Raw genomic sequence first — 25,795 nt, forward strand, 5'->3', positions numbered from 1 at the left:
TAGCCTATGACGTCTGGGCTTACCGCGTGCAGGCAACTACTATTACAATCAAAGGAGTAGAGAACTGATGGATACTCATCCGGCGAAGCCCAGGCTTAAAGGACTAGGACGTTTCAAAGCGGACGATTCGAAGCTAAGCCCGAAGGAAGCGGATATGGTGCGCCGTACTTCGATCGTATACGGAGCTATCAGCTTCGTATCGTTACTTACGTTCACAAGTATTGTATCTACGGGGACGGCGATGGACGGCTATTACAAATGGCTGCTGATCTTTGTAGGGCTGCTGTGGATTACGCTAACCTTCGTTCATTTTAAACGCAAATGGATCATGCAGACTCCATATATAGCTGTGCTCGGCTCGGCTGTAACAACGTTCGTTACAATCGCCATGAATCCGGATAGTACGAACGTATTTTCTATGTATTATGTAATCTTTCTGGCTTTGATCTATATGGACTTCAAGCTCACGCTCCTTACTCAGCTGCTCGCCCTCGGACAGCTTCTGTACATGCTGTTTGGTCAAAAGGACCAGATCGTCTTGGCTCCCGGGGCGGAAGCGACCTATTTGATCTATTTCCTGCTTATTAATATTATCGTTTTCTGCATTTTGCGGGTGACGAGTCATTTGAATAAACAGATGGCCGCATCGAGAGAAGAGGCTGAGAGCTTGATGCTTCAGCAAAAGCAGCAGAAGGAAGCGATCCTTCAGCTGATTGGCTCCGTAACGGGCAATATGAGCGCCATCACCCTGGCAGCCAAAGACAATACCTCCGCTCTGCAGGAAATGAATGCGGCCTTCCAGGAAATTGCTAATGGATCGAATTCGCAGATGGAATCGACGCTAGAAATTAACGAATCCGTGCGCAGCATGCTTCATCTGGTGGAGCAGATGTCGGCATCGCTGGGCCAGCTGCAGGAGGAAACGGGCACGACGCGCGAGCTGTCCGATTCAGGAACTCGGGACATCGGTCTGTTGAATGAAACGTTCGATCAATTCAACGCGGAGATCGAAGCCATGACATCCGAGATTAGCGAATTGATCGGCAAGCTGAGCACGACCAATGCATTTAGCACGACAATTAAGGAAATCGCTAATCAGACGAGCTTGCTGTCGCTCAATGCCAGTATCGAAGCAGCCAGGGCCGGGGAGCAGGGAATGGGCTTCGCCGTCGTAGCTACGGAAATCCGCAAGCTGTCGGATATCACCTCGAACTCTGCCGACCAGATTACCGTCCAGCTTCAGGAGCTGTCGCAGCAGTCGAGCTTGACTCGTCAGCGGATGGAGCAGGTATCCTCCAGCATGGGCAGGAATTTTGGCCTCACCGAACGGACCAGCGCTTCTTTCTCTGCCATCAGCCAAGCGATTACGCGGCTCAACGAGCTGGCGGATAATAATAACCGGATGATGCAATCCGTCGAGCAAGCGGTGAATGTCATTAACGACTCGACCGGTCAGCTGGCGGCAGTCAGCGAGCAGACGAGCGCCTCCCTGCAGGAGCTGCTTGCCACGGTCGAATCGCTGCTAAGCGGCAACAAAACAAGTCTCGCAAACATCGAGAAAGCGGAGGAATCGCTTCGTCGGATTTCCTAAGCTCGCGACTTCGAAGACGTAAAGGGCGGCCCTGGGCCGCCCTTTGTTCTAGTTTGATGAGCTTCTGTCCCGCCCCACGGCTTCCCCGAGAGTCCGATATTCCGTAAGGGCCTGCCACCGACCTTACTCGACGGCTCGCCCAAAGAAAAAGACCCGCTGATCAGCGGGCCATCCAAACTTGCTATATTTCAAAAAGGGGGGTTGCTTCTATCTTACCTCTTAAATGTTAAGGCAACATCAAAGTTATGTTTCAAATTCATTACAAATTGCTTTGCCGATGGCCGGCGAGCATTGCAGCCCAGGGAGTTCAGACAGCGGGTTCCGGCCAGGCATCGAAGGAATCAATGATGACCAAAGCCGGACTCACTCCTTCGCCTTGGCGGGCGGCCAGCTCCAGCTGCTCCTTCCAGGAGGTCGACTGCTCTTCGTCGAGCGATGCCAGCCAGAAGACCGGGAGCGGCTTGCCTGCCGCAGCTTCAAGTGCAATCCGCCCGAGCGCCGCCCTCCAGGCTTTCTCCTCGTACGGATCGAGGGTCACGGCGATCCTGATCCGGTGCAGAAGCGCCGCCCGCTTTACGTCGGAGACGAAGGAGCCCGAGCCGACCAGGGTCACGGGTTCGCGGAGCGGCGAGGAAACCTGCTCCTGAAGCTGCCGGCACATGCGCCAGAGCAAGGCTTGCCGTCCATAACCGTCACGCAGGCGGAGATGGTGCAGATACAGCTCGTACGGGTGCCTAAGGGTTAGAACGCCTTGAGGCCAGTATACATTCATCACAGACGGGGCATAGCTGCATGCATCCAGGAAAGCAAGGGCTCCCTGTCCGAACCACCGCTCGCCTACAGGCTCGCAGATCAAGCTGTCCGCTCCAAAATGACGATCCCGATGGCGCAGGCGGCCCAGCAAGGCAGCCTCTTCCGGGGTGGGCATATCGATCAGCCTGTGCAGCGGCTTGAACCATTCGCGGGCCTCTTGAGGCTCGGCCAGGGCTTGCCGCCCGGCAAGGGTTCCCGTGGTCCAGGCATAATAATAGCGCTGGAAGGCAAGGGCTCCTTCCTGGAAAGCTCTTTTCCAGGCTAGCTCTTCGGGGGTCAGATCCAAGGGTGCGACTACCGGGAAGGCTTCGCCGCGGTCGTTCTGCGCATAACGCTCGGTAGAGCCAAACTCGCCCATCGTCAGCTCCTCGATAAACGCGGGGCTGCGGATAAAGGCCCGGCCGAGGTCCTCGTTCTCCCCGGAGCTGCCGAGGAACGACCGAATGTCCAGGTGATGCTCAAGCTTCAGTCCGCCGATCCCCGGACCGCCGACCGCGAGCAAATGAATAGGAGCAGCTACGGGCTCCCGGCCTTCCCGCTTGTATTCCCCGCTATCATTCTCCGCATAGCCCAATGCTCGGTGCAGCGCCCGTTGGATCGTCCCGTGAAAGCCGATATCGACCGTGACGAGCTTATCGGCCCCGCAGGTTACGCGCGACACGTAGGCGTGCAGAAGTTTGCGGCTTTCGGCGATGGCCTTGTCTACCTCAGCTAGCATCTCAGGCTGAAGCAGACAATCGCGCAGCTCCTGCAGCGCGGTCCTTCCATCCGTCGCAGCAGACGAGCTACATTCCAGCAACGAGCAGCCGACGGGAACCGGAAGGCGATGCGCCTGCCCGGGAATCCCCAAGGTCAGCAGCAGCTCATGCACGGTGCCGTTTCCAGCGCGGAGCAGGCGGTCCAGCTCGTCCTCGCCGAACTGCTCCAGGGAGGCCAGATACGTGGCTTGTCTGGAGACATAGAGAGGGACGACACGAAGCGTCGCGCCTCTCAGACGGGCGGCCTGCTCCAGCATAGGGCCCAGCAGGACGGCTTCTCTCATCAAAGGGTGTACTTCGGTACGCTGCTCCTTCAGGCAGATGTCCACCACCCAGTCGCATAATGCCGTGAGGAACGGCCCCGCCTGCCCGGCTCCGATGCTCCGGTAAGCATCGGGGCCGCCGGAATAGAGAGCTTCCCCCTGCCCAGGCGCTTCCTTCCCGGCCGGCGGCTCTTCCGCCGCTTGGGGGCTATCATCTCCGATGACGGAAGAGGGGGAGGGAATATAGGCGCCAGCAAGCTTGCGCAGCGACTTGAGCGAAGGAAGCGCTCCGGGATGGAGCACGCTTTCCCAGTGATAAGGGCTATCGACATACTCGGGAATCAGGCCGTAATGAAGCGAAGGGATGTCTGCGAGAGCGGCCCCCTCCACATCGGCGCGCTCGTTGTCTCCGATATGCAGCACCTCCGGACGTGAGATCGCCGGATACAAGGACAGGAGCAGGTCGAATAATCGCCCGGTCGACTTGTTGATCCCGTTCTCTCCCGACACCAGCAGCGTATCGATGGCTATCCTATCCAGCCCGGCGGCTGTTAAAATGCTGTACAGCTGTTCGGAAGACAGATACATATCGGAGAGCAGAGCGATCTTCACATCCCGCGCTCTGCACCACTCCAGCAAGGACACGATATGCGGATTCAAGTAACAGACCTCGCGCTCGGCTGCGAGCTCGATCTCCAGGAGCGCAGACTTAGGTCCGAAGAAATCCGGCAGCTCGTCGTAGATGCCCTCCAGCGACACCTCGTCATGCCCGGCTAGCTGAAGCCGGCTGTCCCTCGCCCGCCGTTCGGCTGCTTCCCGCGCGGTGCGGAATTCCTGGGCGGATACCGACGGGCTGAGCACGCCGGCTCTTGCGGCGCGCCGGGCGGTCATCAGAAATACGTCGCTCGGCTGTGCACAGGCACGCAGCAGCAGCGTGTCGAAGACATCAAGGCTTAGCAAACGAATCGTCTCCATCTGACGGACTGCGGGACGGAGGTAATAATCGGATTTCCATAGATCAAGGCCTTCGTCGGAAACTCTCACGCGGATGCCTCCAAAAAGTATGGTCGATTTTTATTCTAACAGAAAAGCACCTTCTTTGTTTGGTAACAAGAAAGGTGCGTAAACTTAATGGTACACTATCGCTGCCTGTCTGAAAAGTCCCGTTTTCCTCTGATTTTCGTGTGCTGAAAATCGGCAAGCTCCTTCGTGAAGCTGGGATTCACAAGTGTTTTGGTCTCCCTGCAGCTATTTGAGGCTGGGAATTGAATTTAAAGGACGATCTTTTGATATATGGCACACGAACGTATATTTAATTCTTATCCTTTGACATCATTTCTAATAAATTCTGTAAAGATATATGTATCGCTCTCAGGTAGCTAATTACACAGATGAAACCTACAACTAAAATAACGATAATACCCATCGAGGATTTCCTCCCGTTGCATTATAATGTAATTTTTTATCTTTTATCCTATTTAAATCATATCTCAACTTAGGGGTGATGTCTCAATAATTTTCCAATGATTAACTCAACTTTTGCAGCCTCGAAGCAGCCCCCTACCTTGACATACAATAGGGGGGTACTGTATTATTTCATATGAAGCAAGCTTTATGATGAAGAGGAGGGCGTAGGATGGCAACCGTACAGCTGCAGGTAGAGGGCATGTCATGCAACCATTGCGTTAATTCCATCGAGCGGGCGCTTCAGACGATCGGAGCTTCGGGTAAGGTCGATCTGGCCGCCAAGTCGGTATCCGTACACTATGATGAGAGTAAGCTCACGGTGGAGGCTCTGAAAGAAACGATCGAGGAGCAAGGTTATGACGTGAAGTAAAGGGGCAAGGTCCGGAGGAAATGAGGCCGGCCCCATATAAGACGGGGGTTCGACACGTTGTCGGATGCCCGTTTTTTTGCGTGTTGCTGAGAGAAGTCCATACGATCTGCACGGCCAAGGAGGACCGATTGAATTCGGTTGTTAGGCCGTTAGCCGCCGTGGCTTTTCTTAAAAAAACATAAATTCATCTCGGTGAGCTTCTCTCTTGCGAAACAATCCTCTATAATAGACGAGGTAGAAAATAGAGGTAGAAACTAGAATAGATTATGGATCATGGGAGTGTGAGAGGATTGAGCGACTTTTGGTCGGCGATTATTTTGGGCATCGTAGAAGGTTTAACCGAGTTTTTGCCTGTGTCTTCCACCGGACATATGATTTTGACCGGACATCTGCTTGGCTTCACGGGAGAGAAGGCGAAGACATTCGAAATTGTCGTGCAGCTTGGCGCGGTACTCGCCGTGCTCGTGCTGTACTGGCGGAGATTCGTCGGCTTCCTGAACTTCAAGGAAAGCTTCCGCAGCCGCGGCAAAATTAATCTGATTCATATGGCGCTCGCTATGCTGCCGGCGGTAGTGGTCGGTCTGGCGATTCATGGCTGGATCAAGGAGCATCTCTTCGGCCCAGCAACCGTGCTGATCAGTCTTGTCGTTGGCGGCGTGCTAATCCTCGTGGCTGTCAAGGCGAAGGTCCGGATTACCGCTGAAACGATGGACGATATCTCCTATAAACAGGCGTTCGGTATCGGGTTGTTCCAGTGCTTGGCCTTATGGCCGGGCTTCTCCCGGTCCGGGTCCACGATTTCCGGCGGGATGCTGCTCGGGACCAGCCAGAAGGCCGCGGCGGAATTTACCTTTCTCGTATCCGTTCCCGTCATGTTTGGAGCAACGGGGCTGGATCTGTACAAGAGCCGTGATTTGCTGGCGATGGAAGATCTGGGCATCTTTATAGCAGGGCTTGTGGCTTCATTCGTGGTAGCCATGATCGCCGTTGTTACCTTTCTGAACATCATCAAGCGTCTGAGCTTATCCTGGTTTGCGTATTATCGCTTTGTATTGGCGGCTATCTTCTACATCATCTTGTTCCTGTAGACGTCTTCGGGTAATTTACAACGCGCCGGGCCAACGTCCATACCGATTGAGCTCCGCTACATATACTGAACCATGAGCTTAAGGGATTAGGGTCTATGGGCTCAAGTATCGATAAGGAGTGGATCACTATGGGTGTTGGAGGAGTAGGAGGAGTAGGTTGTGGAGTAGGCGGCCTGCACACGAGCACTGGCGTAGTCCTTGTACTCTACATTCTGCTTGTTATTATTTTATCTTGCGGCTTTTTCTTTGTGTAAGGTATAACGGCAAGGAGCCGTACCGCATATCCGCGGTACGGCTTTTTTTATGGGCGCCTTGTTTGTTGGACCTCAGGATTCCCTTCCCATCGTCATCGCGATTTCGGAGGTTGACTTTATATATGAGAACGATTATCATTACTTTAAAGGTTTATATGAGAATGATTATCATTAACGAAGCCGGTCGCGAAGCTCCAAGACGAATCAAGCAGCCGGAAGCGGCCTCCAGATAAGCGGAAGTGAATAAGATTAGCGGAAGTGAATTAGATTAGCGGAAGTGAATACATACTTAAAGGAGATGTAATCATGGCGTCCATATTAGTCGTAGGTGCCGATCATCTGGGCAATATGCCCGATCATCTGGCGGAGATCGGGTTTGACGAGGTTATGCATGTATCTGGCCGCAAATGCCAGATGGTCCGCAAAGGCATACCCGAGAAGGTAGCCGCTGTACTCGTGCTGACCGATTATGTGAACCATAATTTGACCAAAGTCATCAAGCAGCAGGCTAAAGAACAAGAAGTGCCGATCTACTACGCCAAGCGATCCTGGTGTTCCGTCAAGAAGGCGCTTTGCGATTGCGCGGATACCTGCGAATGGCTGAACGCCAAGAGCGGCGAAGCGGTTCGTCATTAACCTGTTACTGACCACTTGGAACAGACTGTCCGGAAGCATCCCGGATGGTCTTTTTTGGCATTTGGGCATATTCATTATGTAGTAGGCGAGGTTGCCTGTATAATAGAGATGTCCGCTCACTTTCAGATAAAAGGGGGAAGGTCTTGTGAAAAAGTTTGGGTTAGGTTTATTGTGCGGGATAGCGTTGGCCGCCACTTCGACTATATATGCGGCCGATGGCGTATGGGCGCTTTTGTTTCCGGTCAAATTTCAATTCGATGGCGTGAACCGTGAGATCGGTCCTCGCTATCAAGTATTGAACTACGAGGGTCATACGTATGTTCCGCTCCGGTATATGGCGGAGCAGCTGGGCGCCGGGGCCAAGTATGATCCGGATTCCCGGACCGTGTCGGTGGAAAGGGAGCCTGCGTCCGGCACGGAAGCGGAGAGAAAGGTTTGGTCCGTTCAATATCGGCTGGAGCGGGGGATGGGGAGTAAGGACGTGAAGCAGCTGTTCGGCGATCCGGACCAAGTCACTTGGGTCGACAGCTCCAATCAGCAAACCTGGCGGTTCGATTTCGGAGCGAAGCCTGGGTACCGATTCGGGAGTCTGAATGAAACCGACGTACAGGGACTGAAGGACGGAGAGCTGGAGGCGCAGCTGTTTATCGGCTGGAACGCGGCGGGGCAGGTGGATCGCTTCGACCTCTGGTACGTGAAGACGGCAGCGAACGGGGTGCGGAACATTTACACGCAGATCGTATACCCGGACGGGTCTACCGGCGGAGCGCTTTACGAATAACTTCCCGCCCTGCGCCTGTATGCGTCTGCTTGCAGGAAAAAATCAAGCCGAGGGTTACCTCGGCTTGTCGGGCAATCGGTGGTGCGTCTCCCCATTAGATGATGAATGCGCTGCTGATGATGACCAACAGAATGAAAAGAACCAGAATGGCGCCTGTGCTTGTGAAGCCACCGCAACTTACTGCACCCATTGTTCATTCCTCCTTAGGAGTTGTATTTTAGTTGGGCCGCCTCGCGACATTCATTCGTCAAGGCGGTTATCCATGTCGAAGCTTCAGCTCCTGACACATAGCATTCTATGCTTGCGCCCTATCATGTGGCTGGGCGTAAGCCTTTTCCTGCCAAAATAGGCAGGATGCCTGTCGAGTTATACGTATGCCATCTAGGAGGAGGATCTTGACATGAATCGAAGCGGCATCATCTTGGCCGAAGCCCGGACATTTGCAAGGGAGGTGCTCGGAGGCGACAGCAGCGGCCATGATTGGCAGCATACGGCGCGCGTAGCCCGTACAGCCTGCGAGCTGGCTCAGCGGGAGGGAGCCGACGCGTTTATCTGTGAGTTCGCCGCCATTCTGCACGATGTGGCTGACGAGAAGCTGAATCCGAGCAAGGAAGCGGGGCTGCTGAAGGTGGAATCCTGGCTGAGCGAACAAAGGGTCGAGGAGTCCATCCGCCTGCATGTGATGGCCATCATTGGCAATATGTCATACAGCGACGGACAAAGCGGAACGCTGCCCACCTTGGAAGGACGCATAGTCCAGGACGCCGACCGCCTGGATGCGCTGGGCGCCGTGGGAATTGCCCGCACCTTCGCCTACTCCGGCTGGAAGGGACAGCTTATCTTCGATCCAGAGCTTCCGCCCAGGGAGAAGATGAGCAAGGAGCAGTACCGACACGAGAAAAGCACCGCGATTAATCATTTCTATGAGAAACTGCTGAAGCTGAAGGATTTGATGAACACGGAGGCGGCCCGGGAGCTGGCCGAGGAGCGACACCGCTACATGGAGGCGTTCCTCGCCCAGTTTTACCGCGAGCTGGGGCTCGTACGGGAATAACGGAAGCTAGCCGATCGAAGCGAACATTTTGCCGTCCCAGGGCAAACCTTTTTTGAATCGGGACTCGTCATGCATCTGGTACAGCGAGAGAAGCGAGAACTGGTACATGTCCCAGATCTTGCATAGCGGGGCTCTGGAGCCGGAGCGTTCGATGATGGCATTGACCGCCCGGCGGGCCGCCTCATTGGCCCCCTCCATAGTTGCCAGGTCCGTGTTGGTCCGGACATAGTCCGAGGCGAGGAACAGATTCGGTATCGCCGTATAGGCATAGGGCCGCAGATTCCAGGTGTACACTTTATTGACAAGCAGCGGCTCGAGATTCACGGCTACGCCGTCGGGATTAGGAAAATGCACATCTTCATCCAGAAACCAGGAGTGCACATTATCGTCCTCCAGGATGACGGCCCCTTCTACGTTGAGGCTTTGCTTGAGCTGCGCCCATACCTCCTCCATGACTTCTTCCCGGGTACATTGCTTGGCCGGCTTGCCATAGAGGATGCCGGGCGCTTCCCAATCCGAAATATCGACGGAGAGGATACCTTGTACGGTGCCGTCCCCATAATCACTTAGATCGAAGTCCGGCCAGAATTGCTTCTGGGAGACGCTGGTCAGCGCCCAGGGCGAGTCCATATAGATCATATGTCCATGGATCATGGGCCGGTCGGCTTTGAGATAAAACTGAATGCCGTTCATCCAATCGACATCGTCGGCAAGCTGTCGAATACCGTCGAGCGTAGGGTCTGCCTGAAGAATTTCGTCGGTGACAAAATTCGCCATGACTTCGACAGGAAAGGCCGCTATGTAATAATCGCCATGCACCTCATACACATGCCCGTGCTCGGAGACGGTAGCGCCGGCAATCCAGCCTCCCTTGCACCGGATGCTTTCCACCTTGGCATCCAGATGATAATCGACCCCAAGACTCCGCAAGTAGTCCAGCCAAGGATGCAGCCATACTTCATTGGTCGGGCCATCCAGCAGCCGGTCTGCGCTGCCTCCGGGCATCACCATATCGAGCATGATCTGGGCGCCGACGGTCCCGACCGTAGCGGTATTCGCATCCCGGGCCTTGGCGGCTACGAGAATCCGCGTCATCCCGGCGAACACGCGGCGGAATTCCGCCGACTGCTCATCCGCATCGATGAACGACCACCATGGGATGTTCTGATACTGCTGCTGCCGGCGCTCGTCGCAGCTGGTCATGACCTGCCAGATCCGCTCCAGGTAATGTTCCAGCTCTTCCTCGGACAAGTTCAGTCCATTGTCGAACAGCGACTTGAAGGCGTCGCGCAGGTCTTTCAGGGAGTGAGGGAACTCCGTCAGAAACTCTACGGGAGGACCGTCGGTCCGGGCTAGTCCAAGCCGCGTGCCTTCCACCAGATTATCAGCCACTCCCCGCTCGTTCATCCCGTAAGGTATCCGTTCCATCGTATCCACAATATGCTTGTAGAAACGGGGAAAAAACCGAAACCCGTGCTCGCCGGGCAAATCCTTGCGGCCATCGATACCGCTTCCCGGGACTGGCATCGATCGGGCCTTTCCTCCAGGAATAGACTTCATTTCATACACGGCTACTTCAAATCCACGCTCAGCGAGCTCCTGCGCAGCGCTCATCCCGGCTACGCCCCCGCCTAATATGACAACTTTCGCACTCATTAACTCTCTCCCTTTACCAGATCTTCCTTGATTATGTTACCATGATTGCTAGGTCTTAGGAATTAAAAAATAGAAAATACCTATGAATAGAGACATAATCAAGCCTATACCCGAAAAACAGGAGGAAGGATGGATGGCCGCGGGAAGAGGGCAACAGGTAAAATAGAACTACTAAAGGTCACCGAGATAGGCACCCGGCTTGTCGGAGAGGAGGAGGACATGCAGCTTTCGAATTGCAGCAGCTGTGGGAAGCTTCAGTTGAGCCATAGTCCATCGCTGTGCAAAGACTGCTTCAGGCAGCATCTGGACCGAACTCATCAAGTGAAGAGTTATCTGACGAAGCATCCCCATGCGAATATGATGGACATTTGCCGTCATACAGGCTTGTCCCTGCGGGCCGTGAATGAAGTGGTAACACGGGCCTAGGGGAAGGGTCGCTTTCTTAACCCTAGGAAGCGGTAGATGGGTGAATATAGACAAGCAGCATGTATTCCGTGAAGGAAGGATGCTGCTTTTTGGCGTTCAGCCCAGGCTGTTACTTCAAGCACTCGCTGAGAGGCTGTCGATTCATTGTGGATGGCAGCGCAGTTAAGTAATGGCTGATCGTAACGGACACCACAGTCGCTATTTCACAAAAATGGGGCCTGTTCAAATTGTAACGGACACAGACGACCTTACTTACGTCAAAACCGCATAGAATGGGCGGAAATGCGCCAAATTGCGTCATCTGAGTCCGTTTAGATTTTCAATATCGCGAAAATGCTGCAAATAGAGACTCTGAGGTCCGTTAGCGAAAGCAGAACGTTTCAACTCAGTTACTCACAATGAATCGACAACCTCGCTGGGCTGGTTAGGACGCCTCCAGAAGCTGGGCCTGGCTGGCCGCAGCCCAGCCTAGCCAGGCTATTCTTGCGGGGGCTTGCCGTCAGGGGGCTGCTTCTTGGAGCTTGAGCCGTTGAACAAGGTTTCGGTGAGCGACTTGATCTTGTCCATCAGCTTGCCGTATCCGAATCCGACCAGGAAGGAAGTGCCTACCTTGGCATACAGACTGTCTCCGGTCTGCAGCAGCAGAATGCCGCTCTGGAAAAGCACAATTGTCATGACAGCCGCTCCCGCACATTGAATTGGGCGCAGCATGTACCACCACATCCAGCGTTCATCCAGCTGTTCATAATACTGATGAACCAGGCGCAGGGCATAGAGGGTTCCGCCGATCGCGCCTGAAAGAGCGCAGTAAACGTAGGTCTTGATGGGCAGCAGCGGTATCATAAGCAGGTGGGTCAACTCCCCGCTTCTGAGCATGGCACCCATCCAAAAACAACCGGCAAAACAGATAAGCAAGTAAAGCGTAGTGACAATGCTTATCCATCTTTTGGGGTTGGCAGGCGAGAACCTCGGGCTCATACGAACCACTCCTTTCCGGTGAACCCTGTTTGTACAAGATATGTACAAGGAATGCAGTTGGTATAAGCGAACAACGGGGGGCGGAAGAAGGTATAATAATACTTTACTTTATTAACGCATCAGTGTATTATCTTGTTATCTCATTAAAGTAAACGAGAGTTTGAAAGGAGAAGATAACGATGTCGATCCATGAAGAAACGAGCTCGAATCGTACCGAAGACCGAGTAGTCGGGCCCAGATCGCGAAAAGCCCTGGAGCAGCTTAAGCCTTACTCGCCTGGCAAGCCCATCTGGGAGGTCCAGCGCGAGCTCGGGCTTGAACATGTCGTCAAGCTGGCCTCCAACGAGAATCCGCTCGGCCCATCGCCCAAAGCGATTGCCGCGATTCAAGCGGCGCTTCCCGATATTCACCGGTATCCCGATGCCCAGGCGGCTGCGCTCCGGGAGACGCTGGCCGACGCTTTGGAGCTGTCTCCCTGCCAATTGATCATAACCAACGGCGGGGATGAGCTGATTACGCTGCTTTCCGAAACCTTCCTGGAGCCGGGCGATGAGATTGTCGTCTCTTCTCCGACCTTCAGCGAATACGAGTTTGGCGCCTGCCTGATGGATGCGCGTCTTGTTTCGGTGCCGTTGTCTCCTGGTTATCGGTACGACGCGGATGCCTTGCTCGCTGCGGTTACGGACAAAACCAAGCTTGTATGGCTATGCTCTCCGAATAACCCGACCGGCACCTATATGCCCAGGAAGGAGCTGGAGCGCCTGCTTCTGGGCTTGCCGCCGCAGGCGATGGTGGTCTGCGATGCCGCGTATTCGCATTTTGCGACGGCTGAAGATTATAGCGACGGGCTTGAATTCGTAAGAGCCGGGCTGCCGCTGGTCGTCCTCCAGACGTTCTCCAAGGCGTATGGGCTGGCCGGTATCCGCGTAGGATTCGGAGCTGCCCCGGAAGCCGTAATCCGGCGGATCTTGCAGGTGAAGGAGCCGTTCAATGTGAATGCCCTCGCACAGGCCGCCGCCTCGGCCGCCGTAGGCGACATCGACCATTTGAAAGCGTCCTGCGACGTTAATGCCAAGGGGAGGGAGCAGCTCTATGCGGCCTTCAGTCGCCTTGGGCTGGAGTATGCGGTCAGCATGAGCAACTTTGTACTCGTGGAGCTGGGCGAGGAGGCAAAGCGCCGCTATGAGGCCCTAATGGCTCAGGGTGTGATTACCCGGTACGGTGATGTGTGGGGGCTGCCGCAGCATATTCGCGTGTCGGTCGGCACGGAGGAGGAGAATGCTTTTTTTATCGAGTGTCTGACCCGGGTGCTTGAGGAGACGAAATGATCGGTACGCCGGCTCGTCAGGCCGGAAGGCATGCAAACAGCCCGGCTTTACTTCAGCCGGGTTTTTCTCCATTCCGCCGCGAGGCGGATCAAAGCGTTGATGCCGAGACTCAGGGCGATGCAAATCCCTGAAAGCGTGATGATCAGAGTAAAGTATTGAAAGAGAGAGTATTCGCTGAAACGGGTGAAAGCTACCGGGCCTTTCAGGTCCTCGATGACCAGGTTCATTCCGAATATACCGCTGATAACCGAATAGATCGTCAGGATCAGCAGCAAATATTCAGATCGCCGTGATGAGAAATTTTCCTGGTATTTGAACAGATCCGTCAATGTCCGTTTGACATCCTCATACTGCGGCTGAATGGAAAGCGCCTCGCGAAGCCGGCCATACATTTCCTTGCCTTGGGTTTGAGAGATGGCCTCCATGAAATAGTTTTTGGCCGAGAACGTCGTGATATCGCGGATCAGCGCCTCGATTTTCTCCGGATCCCGCTCAAGCTGGACATGGGAGTAGCGGTTGGACAGCTTAAGCAGCACGATTTTGTGAAACAGATTGATCAGCAAGCCGTAATAGTACTCGCCGTAAAGATGTCCGGCCAGCTGCTTCAGATGCTCGGCGTCCCGATTCGTCAGGCAGGCAAAGCAGGTTTCGTCGATCACATAGGAGGTGACCGGACTCCAGCGGTCGTAGACGTGCTCTCGGCAAAATCTGTCGATATAATCCGGGCTCACAGCGCTGATATGAGGAAGTCCGTGTTCATCCAGTCCGTCGACTCGCCCGGCCCGGTACAGGTCGGCATCCGTGAACCGCTCATCCTCATCCCCGCCCAGCAGCATCTGCACATACATCCGCTCATCTACGAAGTACGGCAGCCTCTCAAAGACCGATTCATCCATGTCGGTCTCATCGATGAAGTCATGCAGCATCGGGACCAGCGCTTGGAATATAAAATGTTCGACCTCCGTGCATTCGTACCCATCCGTCGCGAGCCTAACCGGCTTCTCCTCGTCCTCCATGCTCTGCAGGCGACGGAACAGACTGGCGAACTCGAGCGCCAGGGAGAGCGTCTGGGGCTGCTGCAGCTCGACCCGCATCGTGAGGAACCCGATGTCGAACGGACAGGATATCACGTCGACGGCATGTACGCGGAAGGACCAGTCAAGCTGGGCAGACGTCATCCGGACGTCCTGATCCAGGCGCTTGGAGAACCGCTGGAAGGCTTGGGGATTCGGGTTCTGTGGGAAGATCATAGCTTTGGCGAATGGCAGGAAGTAGCGCTCCAGACGTCGATGCGACACCCGATACTCCTCTCCATAGAAGGCTGCTTCCAGCTCTAGCTCGTTCAGGGAGAACACCGTAAATCCGTCATCCAGCAGCTTGCGTTCCAGATTCTTCTGGCAGTCGGAGCTCAGGGAGAAGGGGAAAATGAACTGAAATAAAGCGGCATTCAGCCGCTTCTCTTCGATAGGGGTGCGCTCCATGCAAGCTCGCTCCTCGCTCTGTTCTTGGCTGCGGTCATTCTCAAAGTCCCTCAGACAGCGAAGAGCTGCGAGCCTTACTCTGTCTTGCATCGGGCATTCGCGTTCCTCTTCGAAGTCGAGGCATTGGAACTCCCGCCTCTAGTACTTTATACACCAGGAGGAGGAAGGCTAATCAAGGAGCGGGAGGCCGGTTTGCTTAAAGCTTGGGCCTGGCATGGCATTTGCGGCACACCGGGTAGTATTCGTCATTCCCCCCGATATGGATCTGCTCGCCGGTATACACAGGTTTTCCCTCGCTGTCGACCCGCAGATTCATGGTCGCTTTGCGCTCGCAAAACCAGCAGATGGTTTTCATTTCCTCAATCTTATCGGCATACAGCAGCATATACCTGCTGCCTTCGAACAGCTCGTTCTGGAAATCATTTTTCAGCCCGAAGCCCATAACCGGGATTCGCAGCTCGTCTACGATTTGCGCAAGCTGGAGGATCTGCGTCTTGTGCAGAAACTGCACTTCATCGATGAGGATACAGGATACCTTCCTGGGATGCTGCCGGACTTTCTCCAGCACGTCCGTATCCGGGTGGATCGGGGTTGCTTCCCGGCGGAGGCCGATGCGTGACGATACGTAGCCCACCTGATCGCGATCATCTATAGCGGAGGTGAAGATCAGCACTTCCTTATTCTGCTCTTCGTAGTTATGGGCAACCTTCAAAATTTCTATGGATTTGCCGCTGTTCATAGCCCCATATCGGAAGTAGAGCTGGGCCATCGAAAAACACCCCGTTCATGTAGGTTAATGTAGGTTCATGTAGGTGAATTGCTAGAATCCGAAAAATATCATAACATAATTCGCGGCGCGGGGCATACCGGACAGGGCAAAAAGCCCGACCGGGCGAATCATGCCGCTTGCGGTCAGGCTTACCCTGCGATCTCTCTTACACTTTGAAGCGGCTAAGCTGATTAAGCAGTTCCTTCACCATGCTGCTGAGCGAGGCGGAGGATGTAGAAATCTCCTCCATGGATGCAAGCTGTTCCTCCGAAGCGGCAGCCACGCTCTGGGAATGACTGGCGGCCTCCTGGGCAATCCGGGCCAGCTCCTCCACTGTAGCCGTTACCTGCTCGGTGCCGGCCGACATCTGTTCGGCCGCGGCAGAAACCTCTTCCATCTGACTTTGAACGGTCCCCATCTCAGCGGTAATGACAGTGAAGATATGTCCGGTCTCCGTCACGGATTCGACTCCCATCCGGACCTCTGCGGAGCCGGATCGGGCAGCTGCGGCCGCTTTCTCCGTTTCGTTGCGAATCTCCTCCAGCAGCTCCTCCACCTTGGCCGCCGCATCTTTGGTCTGCTCGGCCAGCTTGCGGACCTCCCCGGCGACGATGGCAAATCCCCGTCCGTGCTCGCCTGCACGCGCAGCCTCGATGCCGGCGTTCAGCGCCAGCAGGTTGGTCTGCATGCTGATCTGCGAGATCAGCTCCATGATGGAGCCGATTTCCACCGAACGGACCTGCAGCCGCTCTATGGCCGCTTCCGATTGCCGGGAAGTCTGCTGAACGGCATTCATCTGCTCAATCGCCTGTTGGATCCGTTCGCTCCCCGCCTTCGTTTGCTGGACGACGTCCTGGATCGATTCGGTAACGCCCGATGAGGATTCCGCTACGCGGCCTACGCCGACAGCCATTTCGGTCATCGCCCGGGACGCCTCGGTCGTCTGCTGCTCCTGCAGCTCGGCGCCGATCGCTACGTTCTGAACGGATTCGGCGATCGTTTCGGCGGCCTGTCCCGTCTGCTCGGCGCTGGCTGCGAGCTGCTGACTTGTCATCCCTGCCGACGTCGACAGCTCCGAGACCATGAGCAGCACCTTTCTCTGCGTATCGATCATATGATTGAAATGCTCGGCCATCTGGCCGAATTCGTCGCGGCTTCGGACGGTCATCTGCTGCGTGAAATCGCCCGAGGCCATAATCCCGAGCATGCGGTTTGCCTCGTTCAGGTTGCGCGTAACGAGCAGCCGCAGGACCAGCGTAATCAGCAGAGCCAGCAAAATCAGCGATACGACGGCCACCAGCAAGGAGGAGCGGAGCACCTCGTTAAACGTAGACATGACTTCTTTCTTGAGGACGACGGTCTCCACATACCAGGACTGGTCGCTTCCCCGGAAGGTGATCTTTTCGAAGGTCCGATTCACCGGCTCTCCATTCGGATTCAGGGAATAGGCCTGCATGATGCCACTGACGGCGCCGTTGAACAGATCGATCTTCTCCTGCCGGTCGCCGTATGGAACGTTGACCTTCTTATCATCGATGCCGTGCGCGATATAGGTCCCTTTATCGGAGAAGATCGTGACATAAGCGGTATCGTTACTCGTTTGCTTTACGCGCTGCTGAAGGGCATCCAGCGTCAGGTCGGCCCCGACGATACCGAGGAACTCTCCGTTCTTATCGAGTATCGGCACAACGAGGGAAGTTAACAGCGTGTCCTCTCCGTTCGTTTGATAAAAATAAGGTTCCATTACAGTGAACTTTTTGCTTTTCTTGGCGAGCGTGTAATAGCTTCCTTCTTTCTCAAAGCCATGGAGCGGCTCGATCCGTATCGACGATCCGGTACGGTATACATAGGGCGTGAAACGTCCCGAGGGATCATTATATAGAGGCTTAAGAGCGTTAGCCTTGTCTTGCCGGTCGAACTGGTCCGGCTCCCACAAGGTATAGATGCCCATCAGGCCCGTTTGGTTGGACAAGTACTGTTGAAGCAGCTCGACGACTTGATCGCGTGTCCAGCTTTTTTGTTCACGCGCCATCAAGAGCATTTCAGACATGAGCGTCAAGTCGGATTGGATCATGGAGACCTCCTGCCGCAGCTCGATCAAGAAAGTCTCTCCCTTGTCACGAGCTTCCAGCTCGCCCTTGGCGACGCTAACCGTGTGAAGCTGCTTCAAGGACATGGTGATCAGCAGCGCAAAAATGAGAATCATTACACCTCCCACGGTAATGCTCAATTTCGCCCCAAGCTTTAAATTTTTAAACCAACCCAATACACCCAACTCCTATTAAATTGATAACAAAACCTACGACATATATCGACAAATTGGCTGCGGTTATGAAGTAAAATCGTAGGGAATCACAGTTTTTTATCAAAATTTGATAAATTCTTACTGTTGGTCTGAAGGTGGGAGCAAGGAGGGCCGGCCGGGACGCCGCAACTCAAATAACCGTCCGGAATTCAGGTAACCGGACGGCTATTCTTAGGCGATCGAGGCCGAGCAGCCCTGCCCAGGGAAAGAAGCTACAGGATGGGGAGTGTGATCCGTACGACAGTACCCTCGCCCGGCTCGCTCTCGATCTCAAGCCGGCCATTGTGCTCGGTAATGATTTTTTGGCTGATCATAAGCCCGAGGCCCGATCCGCTCTGCTTGGTCGTGAAGAAAGGTTCGCCGAGCCGGCTTAGCACCTCGCGCGGAATACCGGGGCCGTTGTCGGCAAACACCACGGTCATGTCGCGGGGCCCGGACTGTCCGGCCGAGATCTCGATCCGGCCTCCGGAGCAGACGGCTTCCATCGCATTTTTTAAAATATTGATAAACACCTGCTTCAGTTGGTTCTCCTCGCAGTGTACGGCAGGCAGGTCCGCGGGAATATCCGCATGAAACTGGATGCTGGTCATATTGGCTTGGGATTCAAGCAGCGACAGAACATGATGGAGAATGGGCGAAAGCGGACGCTTCCGGAATGTGACGGCTTGAGGCTTGGCCAAGATGAGGAGTTCGTTGATGATTTGCTCTATGCGGTCCAGCTCCGAGATCATGATATCCAGATACTGCTCCTTGTACTGGGCGCCTGACTTCATAAATTGAGTGAAACCCTTCAGCGCCGTAAGCGGGTTGCGGATTTCGTGAGCGACTCCGGCCGCAAGCTGGCCGGCCACCGACAGCTTCTCGGAGTTGCGGAGCAACTCCTCCGTCTTCTTGCGCTCGGTGATATCCCGCCCGATGATGCAGATGCCCGTAATTTCGTTGTCGGAGCCGACCACCGGCGATATCGTCAGGCTCATATCCAGCAGCGAGCCGTCCTTATGCAGGCGCTTCGTCTCAAAGCCGGAGATTTGCTTGCCTTGAAGTCCCTGACGAAACAGAAGCTCAGATTCGATCCAAAGATGCTCGGGTACATTGAAAGGACGGGCGCCTAGCACTTCCTGCTCGCTATACCCGTAAGTCTCCACGAAGGCCTGATTGACCCGGACAAGTCGGAATTCCGCATCCAGAATCGAGATATTGTCGGCGGTATGCTCGATCATAGAGTTCAATTGCTGCCTGACCGCTTTCAAGGTCTCCTCCTGCTCCCGGATCTGGGAGATGTCGCGCATAAAGATGGAGAGTCCGGCCTTGGAGGGATAGCAAGAGACCTCTATCCATTTGCTGAGCATCGGGAAGTAGTGCGGGAAGAAGAGCGGCGAGGCATCCTCGAGAGAGCGCGTGCATTGCTTGTAGAAGCCGGAATTAATCCACTCCGGAAGCACGGTATGCAGGCTATGCCCAAGCAGCTCGTCCCGGTTATGCCCGAGCAGCGTCTCCGCCACTTTATTGACATAGACGAACTCTCCTTGGCGATTGAACATAATGTAGGCATCATTTAACATTTCCATGAGGGAGCTCATGCGGGAGAGAGCGGCGCGGGACTGCTCCTCCAGCGCCTTGCGTTCGGTTATATCCTGCGTCTGCATATACAGGTAAGCGGGCGCAAGCTCTTGGCTGCCGCCGACTAAGCCGAAGGCATTGACGCTCATCCAGATCACTTCCCCGTCGGCCCTGATCCAGCGTATCTCGGCTTCGTACCTAGTGAGCTGACCGCTCAGCAGCTGACTCAAATGATGCATGCTGATGAGCAAGTCCCCCGGATGCAGCAGGGTCTGAAGATTCATCTTCTGGAGCGTGTCCGGGCCATATCCCAGTTGTCTGGATAGGGATTCTCCGGCAATCACCAGGTTGCATTCTGTATCAAGCAATAAGGCCCCCGCGTGGGAGCAGGTAAAATGTTTGAGTGCGAGTTCGACGAGAATCCCTTCCAGACTGACGCTATCTTCACGCTGCAGCCGTTCGGAGATTTGTTCAGAACGCATCCGGTCATTCATGCCAGAAGCTCCTCCATTATTTACTATATGCTATATTATTCGTCAAAAATCTACAATTCCCTGCAACCAGGCCGAGGATTCGCTACAAATTTTGTGCGGAGGATGCGCGAAGCTGCCGAAGAAAGGGACGTGAATCGAGAAAAAAGAAGGATCTCGTCGATCTTTGTCTGAAAGGAAGCGCGATGCGAAAGGAGGCTTTCCGAAAAGCGGCGGCCCTGTGATCCGCAGATCCAGGGCAAGTGACGGGCAAGCAAGTTGATCTTGGCCGGTTCCTCTAAGACCTGGGACGTTTCGTCCGGCAGCGGCATATAAGCCGGGAGCGGAACGGCTGTGATCTCATGCTTATCTGCCGGCGGGGAAATGCAATGGAGCGCAGCACAACCGGCACATCCCGATTCACCATACGTTTAAGCAGGCCGATCGGAACGCCGTATTTTTTGTAGTCGTAGTCGCCTGTTTTCTTATCGAGAAAGGCCTCGGGCAGCTCCTCGGGGGTGAGCGCTGCAAATACGCGCCCATCGTATGACCCGAGATAGGTTAAGGGAGAATCCTCGTAACCGAGCCGTATCCATTCCTTCCTGGTCATCCGGTACACGAGAATCGCGACGATATCGTCATAGACCTTTCCCTTATACTTGAAGCGGAAATGCACCTCATACTCGCTTTCAGGATCTTGCCTCTGCTTGCTTACCACCACGTAGCGCCTCCACCAGGAAGGAAAGCGCAGCGTAAAGCCGTACTTCTCGTTTTTATAAATCATCTGGGGTGCCTTGGCCATCGTTCTCCGCTCCTTTTCACACGGCATGCTCTTCTCATGCATATGCGCGAGGAGCCTGGCTTATGGCCGGAACCAGATGTTTTTGAACTGCACCCAATCAAGCGCGTCCAGGGAAATGCCTTTCACCGAGGTGTGAAAGATCGTTTTCAACCGTTTTTCATAGAGAAAGCAGAGCACTCGCCTTGCCGTCAGATGAGACTCGACCCGCTGAAGCAGCTCGGCTCGTCCGCTCTGGGAAGGCTCCAGCAGAATCTGCCGCAGCAGCGAAGAAACGACCCGCTTCACGGAAGGCTCCAGATGCCGCTGCATGCTGGTATACAGATCGAACAAGCGCAGCTCGGCATCCGTATCGAGCATCAGGGAGAACAACAGCAGGTCGGCGTGGAGCCGCTGCTCGCTTTTGAACTCCTGGGCGGAGAGCAGACGGACCTCGCAGGCGAAGCCGGCCTCCTGAAGCAGGGCCTGGACATGCTTCGCATCTTCTTCATACTGCGTGATCGTACAGAGGCGGAGCCGTTCTCCCTGATAGCCGGCGCTGTCTTTGACAAGCTGCCGGATGCGATCCGGTCCGTACCGGTAAGGCGAAGAGGCGGGGGCGGGGGACGATCCCGGAGTTCTCCCAGAAGCCACGAAGCTGTCTGCGATGTCGACCGCATCTCCGCCGATACGCTCCAGCAGCCTGGCGCGGTCGAGTGCGGACATGACAAGCCCCCGCACACCCGGATCGAGCAGGGGACCCTGCTTTAGCAGATTGAAGGTAAGAAACCGGCAGGTCGCCCCCTTCTGCTGAACCTGCTTCCAGGCGTCCGAAGCCTCATCGGGCAGCCGGTAGTTATGGAGCAGTTGGAAGCTGCCAAGCGTCTGGTCATAGTCCTGCTTCTGCAGGTTCGGAATATGCCATAGCTCCACGCGGTCCAGATGGGCACGTCCTTGAAAGTAGGGCGCGAACGCGTCCAGCACGCACGTCGTATCGTCCAGGTGCGTCAGCTGGAACGGTCCCGTGCCTACGGGAGCCAAGGCGAAGGCTTCGCCTTGGCCGGCACAGCGGTCGGCCGGTACGATCGAGGCCCGGTTCGTACCGGCGAATTGCAGAAACAGCTCGCTCGGCTCCTTCAGCCGAACGCTGACCGTGATCGGATCGACCGCGTCTACCCGCTCGATCTGGCGGTGCGCCCAGCTGTATAAGGCGCCGGCGGACAGACGCTGCAGCCTCTCGAACGTATAGGTCACGTCCTCGGCAGCAAGCTCCCGGCCATGGTGGAACAGGACCCCCTTGCGCAGGTGAAAGGTCCAGACGGTACGATCGGCGCTCACCTCCCAGGCGTGGGCCAGATGCGGCTCGATCGTTTGCGTCAGCCGGTTGTAGCGGACCAGCGGATCGAAGAGCTGATGCACCAGATGAGACTCCGTGGTGAAATGGATGGTTGCGGGGTCCAGTGACTGGAGGGGTTGCGTTAACGGAAAGCGCAAAATATCCAGCCGCTTGTTTCCTTGCACCTCGCTGGTGTATCCGAACTGTCCGCTCAGCCAGCGGTGGAATGATTCCTTGACCGCGCTATCCGGAGAAAAGAGACTAAGCTGCTCCAGCGCTCCCCGCAGGTCCTTGCGCTCGACCAGCTCCTTGGCCGTGGATAGGGCGATGTCTTCGACAGGCATCCGAAAGATCAGCGATGACCGGTTGCCCCGGCCGCGCTTCGGCCTCCAGTCCACCCAGCCCAGCTGCTGCATTTTGCTCATCAAGAGCTGCGCGTTGCGATGCGTACACTGCAGAGCCTCCGCCAATTCGCCGAGCGTTGCCGTCAGCTCCTGATCCACGGATGCGTAAGGATAAAGCTCGCGCAGGCGCATATAATGCGACGCTAATTTCATCCTAAGGCCTCCCCGCTTCTTAAAATACGAAATTCATATTTTAAAAGTTACGCCTTTTATTCCTGTTTTGCAAGCTACAATAAGGGGGGATAGGCGAAAACCTATATCTGAGCTGTTCAGGATCCTAGTACCGATTCGGGGAGGAGATTCATATGTCGGCTGTTTCGTTAACGATATCTTGGGAAAACCAGCTGCTGCTTGAGACGGAGCAGGCACTGCTTACGGCGTCCACGAAGGAAGAGGCGGCCTATGCCGTCTGGTGGCTTGTCACGCTGGGCTACGGGAAGCTGGAGGGGAAGCCGATGCTGGACGGAATCGGGGCAGAACCGGAGGAACTGCTTCGCGGGTGGGCTTCGGTCGGCCGGATTCCAGCGCCGGTGCTGCGGAATCTGAGGACGCTCTCGCAGTATGAAGCGCGTCTTGGGCTGGGAGAGCTCCCCGAGCTGCCGCTTCGGAAGGGAACGTTGCGGGCGATGGGGCTGCTGCTGCTGACAAGGTTAGGGGAAGTCAAGCCGCATCGTGACCGGCTTACGCGGCGTAGAACAGGAGGGAAGCGCGGTGGCGTCGACATTATCGGATTCCTTTAACGAGCGGAAGCTGCTTATGGCCTCTCTTGGCCTAGGCTTGCTTCATCATTTTTTCTTTTACGACAAAAGCCCGGGTGTTTCCTTCCCGCTGTTTGCGCTTGCTTTTTATGTCCTGCTCTACGGGATCGCCGGCACCGGCATGAAGGAACTGCGTGCAAACCCGGCCTCCATCTGGCTGCTTCCGATCGCGCTGCTTTCGTTCACCTATGCGCTGTACACGAACCCGGTATTTGGCGTATTGAACGCTTTGGCGATTCCGTTCCTTGTGGTGCTTCATACCACAGCGGCTTACCGCCGGGAAAGCCGGTTGGGTCTAGTGGGGACCATGATCGAGCAAGCGCTCGTACAGTGTCTGCTCTATGTGCCGAGGCCGATAACGGTGGCTGCCGGCTGGCTATCGTCCTTGCTGGGCAAGGGCAGCTCTCGGACAATGGGGAAGGTGGCTCTCGGCTTGCTGATCGCGGCTCCCCTGCTGGCTGCCGTCATAGGTCTTCTGGCTTCGGCGGATGCGATGTTTAACCGCTCGCTCTCGCAGCTGCCGGATATATGGGACGGCATCCATGTACTCGAGGCTATCGTTCGCAGCTTATGGGTGATCTTCGTAGCGGTAGGCTTATTCGCTTATATCGCCGGATTGCTAAAGCCGAAGGAATGGCCGCCGCCCTATGCGGAGAGGGAGGCGGCTGGCAGAGGGGTTGCCTCCGTTCGATTGCAGGATACTAGAGCGGCCGGAGCGGTGGAAGGCTCTCCGATCGAGGTCGGCCCGTCGCCCGGAGGATCGCAGACGGAAGGGGAGCTTGCCCCGGCCGCGCAGCCTGTCTGGGACCCTGGCTTGCCCGCTGCCGATGTTCGCCCGAAGACGGCGCCGCCGAAGCTGGACGCGACCGTAGCATCGACGGTTCTTATCGCGCTGAATGCCGTCTATTTGCTGTTTGCTTTCGTACAGTTCTCTTACTTCTTTGGAGGAGGGGCTGCCGAGCTTCCGGACGGTATGACGTATGCGGCCTATGCGAGGAAAGGCTTTGCGGAGCTGGTCGTCGTCACCGTGATCAATCTGTCGGTACTGGTCGCGGCTTTGTACGGAGTCAGACGACCATCTCCGTCCGCCTGGTCAGGGATGCGCGCGCTGCTGGCGTTGCTGATCGTCTGCACGGGCATCATGCTAAGCTCCGCATACTTGCGGCTTTCCATGTATGAGGAGGCATATGGCTATACGACTACCCGCCTGCTTGTGCATGCTTTTATGATCTTCCTAGGGGTGCTCTTTGCGATAGCGCTCGTCAAGCTGTGGAACGATCGTCTCCCGCTCCTGCGCAGCTATCTTATCGCAGCGGTCATGGCTTACGTGCTGATGAATTACATCGGCATCGATGCCATGATTGTCAGGAACAATGCGGCTCGCTATGAGAAGACGGGGGAGCTGGATGTCGCCTATCTGGGCTCCTTGGGATATGAGGCGGTGCCGCATATCGTGGCCTTAAAGGAGAAGCATCCCGATCTGCCGGATGAAGCGCTGTCGAGATTCCGCAGCGAGCTGCAACGGAAAAGCTCCCCTTCCTGGACCGAATTCAACTGGTCCAAGTGGAGAGCCCGACAGAAGCTTGCAGACAATAAAAGTTATTCCTTGACGCCGCCCGGCGTATCGGTGTCTTCCGAAGCAGGAGACAGGTGAAGTGATGCGGGCGTCTGTGAGTTCGCTTCCACATAGGTACGGATCGTCTCGGGGATCAGGTGCAGCGAGGAAAGCGTGAAGTAGGCGCCCGCAGGCTGCACGTTTACCTCGACTTGATTGTAGGACCACTCCAGCTCCGCCGGCATGAAGATGGCATGAATGCCGCAGGTGAGTGCAGGAATGATATCGGTCCGCAGCGAGTTGCCGATCATCCAGGTCCGTGAGCGGTCTAGACTGTGCGAGGTCAGGATGCCCTCCAGAAACTCTGTGTTTTTATGCCGGGTGACATGGATCCGGTCGTGAAAAAACCGCTCCAATCCGGCTTCCTTGACCTTGCGCATCTGAACCGCAGGGTCGCCGCCGGTATATAAATGCAGCTCATGACCTTCGCCCTCCAAAGCAAGCAGCGTTTCCTCCATATAGGGGTAGGGCTCGATGCTGTGCCCGTAAACCGAGGAACCGAGCTCCGTCAGGCGTTCGATCTCGGAAGAGCTCTTTTGCCGTCCGGTCAGATCGGAATAGTATTCATAGGTTTCCACGAAGGATTCCGGGAAATGGCTGGGCGAGAAGCCGCTCACGAGCACACGGCTCAGATCGAGCTCCGCCTGTTTTTTCTTAACTTCCTGAATCGACAGATGGTAGCCGTGAAACCAAGCCTCCATCTGATCGGCGAACTGATCCATCACCATATCAAAAAATTTGTTGCAGTAAATCAAGGTATCGTCCATATCGAAAAGAATCGTTTGTTTGATCATAGGGCTTGTCTCCTGTCGCTTGCGCTGTCGCAGTTTGTCCTCATTATACCACGCTGTCGTAC

22 protein-coding genes are annotated in these 25,795 nt (G+C 55.4%); 11 read left to right on the forward strand and 11 right to left on the reverse strand.

Annotated features, from left to right (window positions below):
- The first annotated feature begins 67 nt into the window (after window positions 1-67).
- Complete coding sequence (locus tag GSF01_RS13195; protein ID WP_159884667.1) at window positions 68-1,591, forward strand: methyl-accepting chemotaxis protein; 1,524 nt, start codon at window positions 68-70, stop codon at window positions 1,589-1,591.
- Between the two features lie 307 nt (window positions 1,592-1,898).
- On the opposite strand, the gene GSF01_RS13200 is transcribed toward GSF01_RS13195, so the two are convergent.
- Entirely contained in the window at window positions 1,899-4,469 is a 2,571-nt protein-coding gene (locus tag GSF01_RS13200) for an HAD family hydrolase (protein ID WP_159884669.1), read from the reverse strand.
- Window positions 4,470-5,061: 592 nt separating this feature from the next.
- On the opposite strand from GSF01_RS13200, the gene GSF01_RS13205 reads away from it, so the two are divergent.
- The 5 genes from GSF01_RS13205 to GSF01_RS13225 all read left to right on the forward strand — a co-directional run bounded on the left by GSF01_RS13205 (window position 5,062) and on the right by GSF01_RS13225 (window position 8,021).
- Complete coding sequence (locus GSF01_RS13205) at window positions 5,062-5,262, forward strand: copper ion binding protein (RefSeq protein WP_159884671.1); 201 nt, start codon at window positions 5,062-5,064, stop codon at window positions 5,260-5,262.
- 290 nt (window positions 5,263-5,552) lie between these two features.
- Window positions 5,553-6,350, forward strand: coding sequence for an undecaprenyl-diphosphate phosphatase (bacA, locus tag GSF01_RS13210; RefSeq protein ID WP_159884673.1), 798 nt, complete (start codon window positions 5,553-5,555; stop codon window positions 6,348-6,350).
- 128 nt (window positions 6,351-6,478) lie between these two features.
- On the forward strand, window positions 6,479-6,604 hold the full coding sequence (locus GSF01_RS29650) for a sporulation protein YjcZ (protein ID WP_159884675.1): 126 nt from the start codon (window positions 6,479-6,481) through the stop codon (window positions 6,602-6,604).
- A 306-nt stretch (window positions 6,605-6,910) separates the two neighbouring features.
- Window positions 6,911-7,240, forward strand: a complete 330-nt coding sequence (locus GSF01_RS13220) for a DUF2325 domain-containing protein (RefSeq protein WP_159884677.1) — start codon at window positions 6,911-6,913, stop codon at window positions 7,238-7,240.
- 145 nt (window positions 7,241-7,385) lie between these two features.
- On the forward strand, window positions 7,386-8,021 hold the full coding sequence (locus GSF01_RS13225) for a stalk domain-containing protein (RefSeq protein ID WP_159884679.1): 636 nt from the start codon (window positions 7,386-7,388) through the stop codon (window positions 8,019-8,021).
- Window positions 8,022-8,115: 94 nt separating this feature from the next.
- Here GSF01_RS13225 and GSF01_RS13230 read toward each other — a convergent pair whose 3' ends face one another.
- Window positions 8,116-8,211: a YjcZ family sporulation protein gene (locus tag GSF01_RS13230; protein ID WP_159884680.1), complete on the reverse strand. Its 96-nt coding sequence runs from the start codon at window positions 8,209-8,211 to the stop codon at window positions 8,116-8,118.
- A 210-nt stretch (window positions 8,212-8,421) separates the two neighbouring features.
- Between GSF01_RS13230 and GSF01_RS13235 the strand changes: the two genes are divergently transcribed.
- Window positions 8,422-9,075, forward strand: coding sequence for an HD domain-containing protein (locus GSF01_RS13235; RefSeq protein WP_159884682.1), 654 nt, complete (start codon window positions 8,422-8,424; stop codon window positions 9,073-9,075).
- Between the two features lie 6 nt (window positions 9,076-9,081).
- On the opposite strand, the gene GSF01_RS13240 is transcribed toward GSF01_RS13235, so the two are convergent.
- Window positions 9,082-10,731, reverse strand: a complete 1,650-nt coding sequence (locus tag GSF01_RS13240; RefSeq protein ID WP_159884684.1) for a hydroxysqualene dehydroxylase — start codon at window positions 10,729-10,731, stop codon at window positions 9,082-9,084.
- A 219-nt stretch (window positions 10,732-10,950) separates the two neighbouring features.
- Here GSF01_RS13240 and GSF01_RS13245 point away from each other — a divergent pair, with 219 nt between their 5' ends.
- The gene (locus tag GSF01_RS13245; RefSeq protein WP_159884686.1) at window positions 10,951-11,157 is read left to right on the forward strand and encodes a hypothetical protein; all 207 of its coding nucleotides are present in this window, start codon (window positions 10,951-10,953) and stop codon (window positions 11,155-11,157) included.
- A gap of 477 nt (window positions 11,158-11,634) precedes the next feature.
- Here the strand turns inward: GSF01_RS13245 and GSF01_RS13250 are convergent, their stop codons facing one another.
- Window positions 11,635-12,135: a hypothetical protein gene (locus GSF01_RS13250; protein ID WP_159884688.1), complete on the reverse strand. Its 501-nt coding sequence runs from the start codon at window positions 12,133-12,135 to the stop codon at window positions 11,635-11,637.
- Between the two features lie 179 nt (window positions 12,136-12,314).
- On the opposite strand from GSF01_RS13250, the gene hisC reads away from it, so the two are divergent.
- The gene (hisC, locus tag GSF01_RS13255; RefSeq protein ID WP_159884690.1) at window positions 12,315-13,463 is read left to right on the forward strand and encodes a histidinol-phosphate transaminase; all 1,149 of its coding nucleotides are present in this window, start codon (window positions 12,315-12,317) and stop codon (window positions 13,461-13,463) included.
- 47 nt (window positions 13,464-13,510) lie between these two features.
- On the opposite strand, the gene GSF01_RS13260 is transcribed toward hisC, so the two are convergent.
- From GSF01_RS13260 to GSF01_RS13285, 6 genes are all read right to left on the reverse strand, one after another.
- A complete protein-coding gene (locus GSF01_RS13260) occupies window positions 13,511-14,944 on the reverse strand; it encodes a hypothetical protein (RefSeq protein ID WP_159884692.1) in 1,434 nt (477 codons plus the stop codon).
- Between the two features lie 196 nt (window positions 14,945-15,140).
- The gene (locus GSF01_RS13265; RefSeq protein WP_159884694.1) at window positions 15,141-15,713 is read right to left on the reverse strand and encodes a thymidine kinase; all 573 of its coding nucleotides are present in this window, start codon (window positions 15,711-15,713) and stop codon (window positions 15,141-15,143) included.
- 166 nt (window positions 15,714-15,879) lie between these two features.
- A complete protein-coding gene (locus GSF01_RS13270; protein ID WP_159884696.1) occupies window positions 15,880-17,919 on the reverse strand; it encodes a methyl-accepting chemotaxis protein in 2,040 nt (679 codons plus the stop codon).
- 311 nt (window positions 17,920-18,230) lie between these two features.
- Window positions 18,231-20,072, reverse strand: coding sequence for a PAS domain-containing sensor histidine kinase (locus GSF01_RS13275; RefSeq protein ID WP_159884698.1), 1,842 nt, complete (start codon window positions 20,070-20,072; stop codon window positions 18,231-18,233).
- Window positions 20,073-20,346: 274 nt separating this feature from the next.
- The gene (locus GSF01_RS13280) at window positions 20,347-20,850 is read right to left on the reverse strand and encodes a hypothetical protein (protein ID WP_159884700.1); all 504 of its coding nucleotides are present in this window, start codon (window positions 20,848-20,850) and stop codon (window positions 20,347-20,349) included.
- Between the two features lie 60 nt (window positions 20,851-20,910).
- A complete protein-coding gene (locus GSF01_RS13285) occupies window positions 20,911-22,719 on the reverse strand; it encodes an ABC transporter substrate-binding protein (RefSeq protein ID WP_159884702.1) in 1,809 nt (602 codons plus the stop codon).
- Window positions 22,720-22,871: 152 nt separating this feature from the next.
- Here GSF01_RS13285 and GSF01_RS13290 point away from each other — a divergent pair, with 152 nt between their 5' ends.
- Together GSF01_RS13290 and GSF01_RS13295 are read left to right on the forward strand one after the other, a co-directional pair.
- The gene (locus GSF01_RS13290) at window positions 22,872-23,306 is read left to right on the forward strand and encodes a hypothetical protein (protein WP_159884704.1); all 435 of its coding nucleotides are present in this window, start codon (window positions 22,872-22,874) and stop codon (window positions 23,304-23,306) included.
- The gene (locus GSF01_RS13295; RefSeq protein ID WP_235941444.1) at window positions 23,278-24,978 is read left to right on the forward strand and encodes a DUF4153 domain-containing protein; all 1,701 of its coding nucleotides are present in this window, start codon (window positions 23,278-23,280) and stop codon (window positions 24,976-24,978) included. Before GSF01_RS13290 ends, GSF01_RS13295 begins: the two co-directional genes overlap by 29 nt.
- Here GSF01_RS13295 and GSF01_RS13300 read toward each other — a convergent pair.
- Window positions 24,924-25,733 (reverse strand): HAD family hydrolase, encoded by an 810-nt coding sequence (locus GSF01_RS13300; RefSeq protein ID WP_159884706.1) that lies wholly within the window; start codon window positions 25,731-25,733, stop codon window positions 24,924-24,926. The genes GSF01_RS13295 and GSF01_RS13300 overlap by 55 nt on opposite strands.
- Between the last annotated feature and the right edge of the window lie 62 nt (window positions 25,734-25,795).

The sequence above is a fragment of the Paenibacillus puerhi genome, from assembly GCF_009846885.1.
Lineage (GTDB): Bacteria > Bacillota > Bacilli > Paenibacillales > NBRC-103111 > Paenibacillus_G > Paenibacillus_G puerhi.